This window comes from Fictibacillus phosphorivorans (assembly GCF_023715845.1).
Lineage (GTDB): Bacteria > Bacillota > Bacilli > Bacillales > Fictibacillaceae > Fictibacillus > Fictibacillus phosphorivorans_D.
The window spans coordinates 53,018-62,970 of record NZ_JAMBOR010000021.1 but is presented as its reverse complement, the minus strand read 5'-3'; the positions used below and the strand labels follow the sequence as shown (position 1 = coordinate 62,970).

At 38.2% G+C, this 9,953-nt stretch carries 15 protein-coding genes; 9 read left to right on the top strand and 6 right to left on the bottom strand.

Features of this window, described 5'->3' with window-relative positions:
* Nucleotides 1-157: 157 nt before the first annotated feature.
* Nucleotides 158-298, bottom strand: a complete 141-nt coding sequence (locus M3206_RS15170; RefSeq protein ID WP_251313374.1) for a small acid-soluble spore protein P — start codon at nt 296-298, stop codon at nt 158-160.
* 78 nt (nt 299-376) lie between these two features.
* On the opposite strand from M3206_RS15170, the gene M3206_RS15165 reads away from it, so the two are divergent.
* Complete coding sequence (locus M3206_RS15165) at nt 377-634, top strand: hypothetical protein (RefSeq protein ID WP_251313373.1); 258 nt, start codon at nt 377-379, stop codon at nt 632-634.
* Here the strand turns inward: M3206_RS15165 and sspO are convergent.
* The gene (gene sspO, locus M3206_RS15160) at nt 631-801 is read right to left on the bottom strand and encodes a small acid-soluble spore protein O (protein WP_251313372.1); all 171 of its coding nucleotides are present in this window, start codon (nt 799-801) and stop codon (nt 631-633) included. The genes M3206_RS15165 and sspO overlap by 4 nt on opposite strands.
* Before the next feature lie 78 nt (nt 802-879).
* A complete protein-coding gene (locus M3206_RS15155) occupies nt 880-1,068 on the bottom strand; it encodes a DUF378 domain-containing protein (RefSeq protein WP_251313371.1) in 189 nt (62 codons plus the stop codon).
* Between the two features lie 287 nt (nt 1,069-1,355).
* On the opposite strand from M3206_RS15155, the gene acnA reads away from it, so the two are divergent.
* Nucleotides 1,356-4,082: an aconitate hydratase AcnA gene (acnA, locus tag M3206_RS15150; protein WP_251313370.1), complete on the top strand. Its 2,727-nt coding sequence runs from the start codon at nt 1,356-1,358 to the stop codon at nt 4,080-4,082.
* Nucleotides 4,083-4,123: 41 nt separating this feature from the next.
* Here the strand turns inward: acnA and M3206_RS15145 are convergent, their stop codons facing one another.
* The gene (locus M3206_RS15145; RefSeq protein WP_425590741.1) at nt 4,124-4,234 is read right to left on the bottom strand and encodes an FbpB family small basic protein; all 111 of its coding nucleotides are present in this window, start codon (nt 4,232-4,234) and stop codon (nt 4,124-4,126) included.
* A 311-nt stretch (nt 4,235-4,545) separates the two neighbouring features.
* Here M3206_RS15145 and M3206_RS15140 point away from each other — a divergent pair, with 311 nt between their 5' ends.
* From M3206_RS15140 to M3206_RS15120, 5 genes are all read left to right on the top strand, one after another.
* Nucleotides 4,546-4,689 carry an acid-soluble spore protein N gene (locus M3206_RS15140; RefSeq protein WP_251313368.1) on the top strand — a complete coding sequence of 48 codons (144 nt, stop codon included), beginning with the start codon at nt 4,546-4,548 and terminating at the stop codon, nt 4,687-4,689.
* A gap of 105 nt (nt 4,690-4,794) precedes the next feature.
* The gene (locus M3206_RS15135) at nt 4,795-5,304 is read left to right on the top strand and encodes a hypothetical protein (RefSeq protein WP_251313367.1); all 510 of its coding nucleotides are present in this window, start codon (nt 4,795-4,797) and stop codon (nt 5,302-5,304) included.
* A gap of 67 nt (nt 5,305-5,371) precedes the next feature.
* Nucleotides 5,372-5,608, top strand: a complete 237-nt coding sequence (tlp, locus tag M3206_RS15130; protein ID WP_251313366.1) for a small acid-soluble spore protein Tlp — start codon at nt 5,372-5,374, stop codon at nt 5,606-5,608.
* Nucleotides 5,609-5,693: 85 nt separating this feature from the next.
* A complete protein-coding gene (locus M3206_RS15125; protein ID WP_251313365.1) occupies nt 5,694-6,116 on the top strand; it encodes an acyl-CoA thioesterase in 423 nt (140 codons plus the stop codon).
* On the top strand, nt 6,116-6,412 hold the full coding sequence (locus tag M3206_RS15120; RefSeq protein ID WP_251313364.1) for a hypothetical protein: 297 nt from the start codon (nt 6,116-6,118) through the stop codon (nt 6,410-6,412). The genes M3206_RS15125 and M3206_RS15120 overlap by 1 nt, the downstream gene beginning before the upstream one ends.
* Before the next feature lies 1 nt (nt 6,413).
* On the opposite strand, the gene M3206_RS15115 is transcribed toward M3206_RS15120, so the two are convergent.
* Nucleotides 6,414-6,698, bottom strand: coding sequence for a HesB/YadR/YfhF family protein (locus tag M3206_RS15115; protein ID WP_251313363.1), 285 nt, complete (start codon nt 6,696-6,698; stop codon nt 6,414-6,416).
* Between the two features lie 155 nt (nt 6,699-6,853).
* Here M3206_RS15115 and asd point away from each other — a divergent pair, with 155 nt between their 5' ends.
* Entirely contained in the window at nt 6,854-7,711 is an 858-nt protein-coding gene (asd, locus tag M3206_RS15110; protein ID WP_251313362.1) for an archaetidylserine decarboxylase, read from the top strand.
* Nucleotides 7,712-7,810: 99 nt separating this feature from the next.
* The gene (locus M3206_RS15105; protein ID WP_251313361.1) at nt 7,811-8,437 is read left to right on the top strand and encodes a uracil-DNA glycosylase family protein; all 627 of its coding nucleotides are present in this window, start codon (nt 7,811-7,813) and stop codon (nt 8,435-8,437) included.
* A gap of 11 nt (nt 8,438-8,448) precedes the next feature.
* On the opposite strand, the gene M3206_RS15100 is transcribed toward M3206_RS15105, so the two are convergent.
* Nucleotides 8,449-9,858, bottom strand: coding sequence for a Na+/H+ antiporter NhaC family protein (locus M3206_RS15100; RefSeq protein WP_251313360.1), 1,410 nt, complete (start codon nt 9,856-9,858; stop codon nt 8,449-8,451).
* Nucleotides 9,859-9,953: the final 95 nt, after the last annotated feature.

The window sequence follows — 9,953 nt, the reverse complement described above, 5'->3', positions numbered from 1 at the left end:
ATTTTACTCACTGTGGATTCCCCGTTCTCCCTGTTTGGTTTGATTATAACGGTTTTCTTGTTTAAGAACACAAAAAATCCCGAATACCGGACTTTTTATAAGTGTCCATTATTCGGGATACAGTTCACATTAGGATGAACCCATCTTTTTATTAGTTTTAACTTCCTTCACCATGATTTTGTCTTGTATGATTACGCTGTTTCACTTTTTTAGATCCGCTCATTGGAGCGGGCTGACCAGGATTTTCGCCTTTAGGGGCGTTTTTTCGAATATCCTTGAATGTATTCCGCTCTGCCATAAAAATTTACCACCTTTTGAATAATAATTATTAAAATTGGAAGTTTAAAGGTATATCAAACCAAAAAGGAAGGTTAGTATGCCATATCACAAAGATAAACAACAAGCATATCAGGCTGCAGAACAAGGCTTTCATCATGCTATTGAAGTCTCAAAGCAGTTAAATCTATCTGACAGTCAATACGGTGTTTATTATTCCCACTTCATGACAGAGAATGAAAAGGCACGCCAGCAAATCGAAAATGCCTTGGAAACGGCATCCGAACATCAGCATGAGCAACTGAAGAAGTATTTGGACCAATTAGAACAGCTGCAGAATCAGTTTCCACAACCTTAATGACGTTTCTTGGTTTTCTTGTTGTTCTGGCGTTCTGCTTCGCTAAGCTCTTCGTTAGGCAAGGATAGTGCTTCGTTTCCGAATTCGGTTTCATATCCAGCACCTTTACCTTGAGCTTTAGCAGCATTCATGCCAGGGCGTATGTGGTTTGCTTTTTTTCTTCCCATTAGTTTCACCTCCGTTTTCTTAGTGTGTGCAAAATGAAAAAGAAGAAGCACTCCAAAAAAAGGAGTGCTTCCATCCATTCAAGATTTATATTTCGATAAAAGTAACCATAATCCCGAAAGCCCGATAAGACTATAGACAACTTTAGTTGCTGTGGCAGCGCTTCCAAAAATTGCTGTAACGACATTGAAATCAAATAGGCCAACTAATCCCCAGTTCAAAGCTCCGATTAATACAAGCAAAGCTGCTAATTTTTTTAACCAATCCATCCTATTCCCTCCAATCTTTTTGCGTCATGTTGCAGTAGGAAAAAATAAAACAAATTGTATTGCATACTTCAATATATGTTTATTAAAATTAAACGGTGCTCAACTTATTCATAAGTAAAACTTATGTCGATTGATAACGATTAACTATTTTACTTATGAGAGGGTTTTACATATGATTATAGAGGGGAAAAAAGTTTTTATGTGATTTAACCAGTAAATTGAGCACATTTTTTCGACAATTTTTCTCATTATCGTGTATGATTGTTAGTGAAGGGAGAGAGTGGAGCATGAAAAAGAATGATGTATTTAATGCCCGTTCTGCTTTTGATGTCAACGGTAAGCAATATAGCTACTACCGTCTAGGAGCGTTAGAAGAAGCGGGAATTGGTAACGTATCCAAGTTGCCTTACTCTGTAAAAGTTTTATTGGAATCTGTACTTAGACAGTATGATGGAAAAGTAATTAACAAAGAACATGTTGAAAACTTAGCGAAGTGGGGTACAAGCGAACTCAAAGATATCGATGTTCCTTTTAAACCTTCTCGTGTTATTCTTCAAGACTTTACAGGAGTGCCTGCTGTAGTTGATTTGGCCTCACTCCGTAAAGCAATGGAAGATATGGGTGGAGATCCATCACAGATCAATCCTGAAATTCCGGTTGACCTTGTTGTTGACCACTCTGTTCAAGTTGATAAAGCAGGAACAGATGATGCTTTAGCATATAACATGAACCTTGAATTCGCTCGTAACGAAGAGCGTTATAAGTTATTAAGCTGGGCACAATCCGCATTTGATAACTACCGTGCAGTTCCTCCGGCAACGGGTATCGTTCACCAAGTAAACTTAGAGTACTTGGCACCTGTTGTTCTTACAAGTGAATCAGAAGGCGAAACTGTTGCATTCCCTGATTCATTAGTAGGTACGGATTCACATACTACAATGATCAACGGTTTAGGTGTACTTGGATGGGGTGTAGGTGGAATTGAAGCCGAAGCTGGAATGTTAGGACAACCTTCCTATTTCCCAGTACCTGAAGTTATCGGTGTTAAACTTACAGGTTCACTTCCTAATGGAACAACTGCAACTGACCTTGCATTAAAAGTAACGCAAGTCCTTCGTGAGAAAAAAGTTGTAGGAAAGTTCGTAGAATTCTTCGGACCTGGTCTTGCGGAAATGCCTCTTGCTGACCGTGCAACTATTTCAAACATGGCTCCTGAATATGGTGCTACTTGCGGATTCTTCCCTGTGGATGAAGAAGCATTAAACTACTTGAGACTTACAGGCAGAACAGAAGATCAAGTTCAGTTAGTTGAAGCATACTGCAAAGCAAATGGTCTATTCTACACAGCAGGTGACGCTGATCCTGATTTTACAGATGTAGTTCAAATCGATCTTTCACAGATCGAACCGAATCTTTCTGGACCAAAACGTCCTCAAGATTTAATTCCTTTATCTCAAATGAAAGATAGCTTTAATAAAGCTTTAGTTGCACCTCAAGGAAATGCTGGTTTTGGATTGACTCCTGATGAGATCAATAAGGAAGTTACAATCAAACATCCAGGTAACGAAACATCTACCATGAAAACAGGTGCCGTAGCGATCGCTGCGATCACAAGCTGTACGAACACATCTAACCCGTATGTAATGCTTGGAGCAGGTCTTGTTGCTAAAAAGGCAGTCGAAAAAGGCTTGAAGGTTCCTGGATATGTAAAAACTTCACTGGCTCCTGGTTCTAAGGTAGTAACACGTTATCTAGAAGAAGCTGGGTTGATGAACTACATGGATCAATTAGGATTTAACCTTGTTGGTTACGGATGTACAACATGTATCGGTAACTCTGGTCCATTAGCACTTGAAGTTGAAGAAGCCATTTCTAAGAATGACTTAACGGTTGCATCTGTTCTTTCTGGAAACAGAAACTTTGAAGGACGTATCCATCCACTAGTAAAAGCTAATTACTTGGCATCACCGCCATTAGTTGTTGCTTATGCACTAGCAGGAACGGTTGACTTCAACCTTCAATCTGATTCTTTCGGTAAGGATAAAGATGGCAACGAGGTTTATTTCAAAGATATCTGGCCAACTACGGAAGAAATCAACGAAGCGATGAAGCTTGCTGTAACACCTGAGCTGTTCAAGAAAGAATATGAGCGTGTGTTCGACGAGAACGAGCGTTGGAACGAGCTGAAGACATCTGCAGACCAGTTATATGCATTTGATACTTCATCTACGTATATCCAAAACCCTCCGTTCTTCGAAGAGCTTTCAGCAGAATTAAAAGAGATTCAACCTCTTAAAGATCTTAAACTGATTGCTAAATTTGGCGATTCAGTAACGACTGACCATATCTCTCCAGCAGGAGCAATTGGAAAAGATACACCTGCAGGAAGATATTTAATTCAAAACGGGGTAGAACCTCGTGACTTCAACTCATATGGTTCTCGCCGTGGAAACCATGAAGTAATGATGCGTGGTACGTTTGCAAACATCCGTATCCGTAACGCTGTTGCTCCTGGAACTGAAGGAGGCTGGACTACTTACTGGCCTACGAACGAAGTGATGAGCATTTATGACGCAGCGATGAAGTACAAAGAAAACGGTACAGGTCTAATGGTTATCGCAGGAAAAGATTACGGTATGGGATCATCCCGTGACTGGGCTGCTAAAGGTACAACACTATTAGGTATTCAAACTGTACTTGCTGAAAGCTTTGAGCGTATCCACCGCAGTAACTTAGTGTTAATGGGTGTTCTTCCTCTTCAATTTAAAGATGGAGAAAGCGCTGAGACTTTTGGTTTAACAGGTAAAGAATCATTCACAGTTCAAGTTGACGAAGCAGTAAAACCTCGTGATCTTGTGAAAGTTACAGCTGTATTCGAAGACGGCACAGAAAAAACGTTTGAAGTAGTAGCACGTTTTGATAGTGAAGTTGAGATCGAATACTACCGTCATGGCGGTATCCTTCCAATGGTACTTCGTAATAAGCTTGCACATTCTTCACAAACACAAAATTAACATAAAAAAATCCTTTGCCACTAAACGGCAAGGGATTTTTTTTAACCATTTCTTGTATGCCTTTCATCAATCTTTTTTTCAAGCTGTTCCAAATAGGATTCATCCTTTAACAGTTGTCTTTTGTTTTCATTTACAAGATCGCGAAAATTCATCTTTCTGTTCTTCCTCATAATGCCACCTCTATATACAAGATATTACCAATATGGCCTAATTTAATTCAAAATAATCAAAACGGAGAAAAATAATCTTAAATGGCTAATCCCACGATAAAGTAGAAAATTCCCACGTTAAAATGATTTATTCCACGAAGACGGATAATTATCCAACATTAAAACACATATAACCACGAGCCGACAATTATCGACAAAATGTCTTTATCTCCATTAATAGGATGAATCCTCAAATGCATAGAGCTCTTTATTTAAAGGAAAAGTAAAAAAGAGTATGAAAGGGGGTTAGACCTTTGAGTAATCCAAAACGCTTTCCACAAGATTTTGTTCCAAACCACATAGATACTCAGCCACGGGATGTTGACAGTAATAATGGCAGAAAAATGGCGAATAAGACAAATGATCATCCAGACTATGCTCCTCCAAAAGGTAAATAATTTAATTATGTAAATATTCCCTCCTCCTAATTTTCGCATGTACTCCCATATATTAAAGATTTTGTCGAAAAAATGTATGTAGTGAAAGAATTAGGAGGGGTACGTTTGATTACGGCATCTGTCAAACCATTACCTGTATCACATAATAAAGATGATCAGGATTACTTATATCGTCAGCTTGAAATTGAAATGCAGAGATTAGGACATCTCGTTCCATTTCGAGAAGAATTAAACTGGGATAAAGAAATAATGACGATGGAACTTGGAAATGTTGCAACATTAGAGAAGCTAAAGAAAGCTGCAGCAAAGAACGATGGGGTTTTCTTATTTTATGCAAAACTGACAAAAGGAACGGTGTACCAGCACATCATCTTGCATCCAAATACGGAAGGTTTTTATCTGCCGTTTCGTTTTGAAGAACCTATTCAAATTACTGTAAAAAACAAAAAGTATTGGATCGGATCTTCAGTAAGGCTTGCCGAAGAGCTTGCTTGGCTTGAGATTACAATGAAAAATACGGAAGATGAAGAAGTTGTGGCATATTGGAAATACCTAACCGACTTATGTAGGAGCAGTATTGAAAACATGAGTCCAATCTTACTGCAACGAAATTAAAGAATAATTTGTTTGGGTTTTTGCAAACACTATGATGGATCAACTTTAATAAAAAGGAGAGTACATCATGCCAAAACCAAACAGAGATGATCGCAGCAATAACGTAGAGCGATTAGAACAAATGGTAGAGAATACACACCAAAACATTCAAGAAGCAAACGAAACGGCTGAAAACATGAATTTAACTGCTAGCCAGAGAGAGCAGATTAAAGAAAAGAATCAGCATAGACAAGAATCGATCGAACAATTTCAAAATGAAATTCAAGAAGAAAAAGCCTATAGAGAAGGTAGAGATCTTCAATAATAAAGAGGCCGGCATATTGCTGGTCTTTTTTTGCTTTCTCTATTAAAGTGAAAGAAATAGAGAATAAAGGGTGGAACTGATACAAATGAAGTTTATTGAAACAACCGTGGACGTAAGGTATGCAGAAACAGATCAAATGGGAGTTGTATACCATGCTAATTATTTGGTTTGGTTTGAAATTGGAAGAACGAAACTCATAGAATCTCTTGGTTTTAAATATGCGGATATGGAAGCGCAAGGTATTCTTTCACCTGTAACGGATATTCAAGCTTCATATAAAAAACCGTTAACCTATGGACATCAGGCTATTATCAAAACAGCAATAAAGGAATATACAGGGATTAAAGTTATTTATGCTTATGAAATCTTTAACGAAAACCAAGAATTGTGTGTAACGGGCACCTCAACACACGTTTGCGTAAAAAAAGAAAACTTTCGTCCGATCTCCATAAAGAAACACTTCCCTGAATGGCATAATGCCTATGTAAGAGCGAGCAGTGATCTCTGATGGCGTTTGGAATTAATAGGGCTCAGTTAAATAAATGGAAATCAGAAGTGGAATCAGGTGAGATTTCTTTTCTTACTCACTATTGGCTGGATCCGCGTTTTCCTCATGAAAAGAGTGTTACGAAGGTAGGATGCAAGGATTTAAAGAAATTAACAGCATGGGGCCGCAAATATGGCTTGCAAAAAGAATGGATCCATGAAAGGGACGCTTATCCCCATTTTGATCTGATCGGGGATAAGCAAAGGATAATCATGGAAAAAGAAGGACGTATGGAAGAGCTGAAAAAGTTTTTATAAATTAGTTATGAAATTTGAATTTAATTTCATCGTTTTCAACGGAAACCGTTAGATCATTTTGATCAAAGAACCATTCATCTTCTTCCTCGATAAAGAATTCATGATTCTGAATGTCCAAAGCAACCGCTGGATGCTTTGGCGTATCTTTATTGATACCTAGAGAAAAACCATCTTGAACCGTGCTGCATCCTCCTAATCGAACAAAGAAACGGATTTGGTTTCCTTCAATGGCTTGTAGGTCATTAATAATATGCTCTGCTGTTTTTTCGGTCATGTTAATTTTCAATGTGAACACTCCTTATACTGAACGATTTTGATTGGTGCTATTGTGACATATGCCTATTGAATAAACAATAAAAATGCCTTTCCAACTATGTTAAAATGATATAAGTAGTAATCGCATATTTTGACAGGATCTAACATCTATAAAGGGGAAATTAAATGAAACATCGAGTTGCAAGATTAGCACTAACCCTATTACCACAAAATAAAATATCATCCATTGTCGGCAGAGCAGGTCGTTCGAAATTAAGTAAACGTTATGTGAAACGGTATGCGGAACATTATAAAATTAACCTATCTGAAATTGAGAAACCCATTCATGAGTATGCCCATCTGACAGAGTTCTTCACAAGAAAACTTAAACAAGATGCTCGGCCAATCTGCGGGGAGGAATCAGAGGCTGTTTCGCCCGTTGATGGACTGGTGACTCAAATGGGACGTATCGAAAAAGGAACGATCATACAGGCGAAAGGAATTTCCTATCCTGTTCAAAAACTCCTCGCAGATGAAGGGAATCCTGATTTCGAAAACGGTCATTTTATCACCATTTATTTAAGTCCGAAAGATTACCATCGAATCCATATGCCTGTTAAAGGGCAAGTATATAGTTCAACCTATATTCCGGGTAGGCTTTTCCCAGTAAACGATATCGGGGTTAATCATGTAAAAGGATTATTTACTAAAAATGAACGCGTTGTTACATTTGCACAAACCGATTACGGTAAGCTTGCGATCGTTAAGGTAGGCGCATTTATTGTAGGGAGTGTAAAGGTTAAATACGATGATAATGTACGGAAATGGAAGAAGATAAAAAAGACTACCGTTTCTCCTGTTACGTATGAAAAAGGAGATGAAGTAGGTCTTTTTGAGTTTGGATCTACAGTGATCCTGCTATTTGAAGATAAAGATTTTTCATTCGATAAATCTCTTTCGGTTGGAAAATCTGTGCGAATGGGTGAAGTTATTGGAAAACATCCAGATACATCAAAACAAAAAGAGTACTCACCATCTGTTTAATTTCCCTGCTAGTTTATTTATTACTCTAGTTAAATACTCAATAAATATATCCGGCAGACATTTGTTTGCTGGATTTTACTTTAGAGAGGAGTAAATACCATGCTCAATATAAATAAGTTTTTTGAAAAAGCAAAAGCGAGTTACAGTGTGCCAGATATTGCCTTACATCCAACGATAATCTTTATATTGGAATCTCCACACAAAGAAGAACTGAAATCAGGCGTACCTCTTGCAGGACTCTCTGGAAGATCAATGGCGAAAGAACTGTTTTTAAAAGAAGATACCCTTCCTATGGGGAAATATTTAAAAAAACTAGCGGATAATAAAACGCAAATGTTTTATGGCATTGTTAATGTTTGTCCTTTCCCGCTCCAAGAATCAGCCTATCCTGATAAAGAATTTGTTCAAAGATATAAAAATGAACTGCAGATTACTGAAGCTATCCGTAAAAGCACAGCAAAACATTTTAGAGATGAAAACAAGGAACTGTTTCATAAACTGGTTTTAAAGGATTTTGAAGAGCGATTATTGAGTACGGTAGAAGATGATTCCATTATCGTTCCATGCGGAAAATTTGCGGAGAGATATGTAAATCAATTAACAATAAAGGACAAGCTGAATATAATTAAAGGAGTGCCGCATCCTTCATATAATTCTTGGTCAAAAGAACGTTATAGAGACGTTATCCAAACGGTAAGGGATCAAGAAAAAAAACGAACCTCCTGATGAAAGGAGGTTCAAAAGAAGAAGACAGTTACCCCATATAAGACTGCAGTAATGCCGGCAGCAATAAGAGCAGGTTTCAACTTGTAACGCGCATATTTAATCACAGATAGATTCAAAATACGGGCGATGGTGTTCGTGTCATCACTCAATGGGGAAGCAAAAGCCCCAAAGGTTCCGCTTGCAAAAACGGCTCCAATCATAAGTGGCAAGGAAACACCAGCAACGCCTGCCATAGAAATACCAAGCGGCATTAAAATTCCCCAAGTTCCCCAAGCTGAACCGATAAAATAAGAGACCGCACAGCCAAATAAAAACAATAAAGGTACGATTACTGACGCTGGTATCCATCCTGCATATTTTGTTACAAAGACAGAAAAGCCTAGCTCTTCTGTTACAGAGGATAGCCCCCACACCACAGCAAGCAGAACAATGACGCTCATTAGCTCGTTTCCTCCGAATATGAATCCATTCAAAAGATCACCTGTCTTCATGTGCTGGAACCGTAAAAAGAGAAACGTAAAGATCGAGGTGAACAAAAGAGCAATCAGCATGGCGTCCATTACATCTGCTGAGATAAAAGCTTTTATGAATCCCCCCGATTTTTTATAACCATCCCACCAGGTAAGAAGAAGGGTCAACGTAACCACTATGATCAATGGGATGATTAAATTCCAAGGTTTGTTTGGCAGATTCCTTCCTACTGCAGGATCACAACTATGCCAGTCATCATCCTCTTTTTCTCCAACATGATCAGGATCGCTTTCTTCCGTAGATTTTGAGTGATGGAAGAAGCTTAAGTAAATCCCAACGATAATCATGACGAACGAGAAAAAGTTATATGGGATACTTTGAATAAATAAAGCATAGGGATCTCCCGAAAGTTTTTCGTTTTTTAGGGAGATATCTACGATCGATGTCATATAGCCTACGAAAGCTGTCGCAATAGGGATCAGAACAATGATCGGCGTTGCCGTTGTTTCAATAACAAAACCGAGTTCTTGAGTTGACATCTTCACCTTTTTTAACAACGCTCTCATGATAGGAGCAATCGTTACGAATCGGAAACTCGGTGCCGCAAAAGTACCGATGGTAGAAGCATAAGTTAGAAAAAGAGCCCCTTTTTTCGTTTGAATTCTGTTGGATGCTTCTTCAACAAAACCTCTAATCCCTCCAGAAAGCTTGATCATCGAGATCAAACCTGAAAAAGCATAAAGAAAAACTAAAATCTTAATATTTTTTGGATCAATAAGTCCTTTAACAAGAAATTGGACCATTCTATCGAGGCCTCCTACAAACGTAGGTTTAAGGAGGTAAGAACCTGTTAAAAGTCCTGCAATCAGGCCTGGCAGTACTTGTTTTGTTTTTATTGCGATTGGTATGACAACTAAAAATGGGATGACCGAAACCCAGCTGCTACTCATAAAAGCCCTTCTTTCGCACGGAATCATAAGATTAGCGTGTGATGGTTTTAAAAAAATATTCTACTTATACCAATAAAAATTATTAAGCGGGATCA

Excerpts from the sequence above, each read along its gene's own strand:
- M3206_RS15170 (WP_251313374.1), bottom strand. The coding sequence starts at position 298 with ATGGCAGAGCGGAATACATTCAAGGATATTCGAAAAAACGCCCCTAAA.
- M3206_RS15165 (WP_251313373.1), top strand. The coding sequence starts at position 377 with ATGCCATATCACAAAGATAAACAACAAGCATATCAGGCTGCAGAACAA.
- sspO (WP_251313372.1), bottom strand. The coding sequence starts at position 801 with ATGGGAAGAAAAAAAGCAAACCACATACGCCCTGGCATGAATGCTGCT.
- M3206_RS15155 (WP_251313371.1), bottom strand. The coding sequence starts at position 1,068 with ATGGATTGGTTAAAAAAATTAGCAGCTTTGCTTGTATTAATCGGAGCT.
- acnA (WP_251313370.1), top strand. The coding sequence starts at position 1,356 with ATGAAAAAGAATGATGTATTTAATGCCCGTTCTGCTTTTGATGTCAAC.
- M3206_RS15145 (WP_425590741.1), bottom strand. The coding sequence starts at position 4,234 with ATGAATTTTCGCGATCTTGTAAATGAAAACAAAAGACAACTGTTAAAG.
- tlp (WP_251313366.1), top strand. The coding sequence starts at position 5,372 with ATGCCAAAACCAAACAGAGATGATCGCAGCAATAACGTAGAGCGATTA.
- M3206_RS15125 (WP_251313365.1), top strand. The coding sequence starts at position 5,694 with ATGAAGTTTATTGAAACAACCGTGGACGTAAGGTATGCAGAAACAGAT.
- M3206_RS15120 (WP_251313364.1), top strand. The coding sequence starts at position 6,116 with ATGGCGTTTGGAATTAATAGGGCTCAGTTAAATAAATGGAAATCAGAA.
- asd (WP_251313362.1), top strand. The coding sequence starts at position 6,854 with ATGAAACATCGAGTTGCAAGATTAGCACTAACCCTATTACCACAAAAT.
- M3206_RS15105 (WP_251313361.1), top strand. The coding sequence starts at position 7,811 with ATGCTCAATATAAATAAGTTTTTTGAAAAAGCAAAAGCGAGTTACAGT.
- M3206_RS15100 (WP_251313360.1), bottom strand. The coding sequence starts at position 9,858 with ATGAGTAGCAGCTGGGTTTCGGTCATCCCATTTTTAGTTGTCATACCA.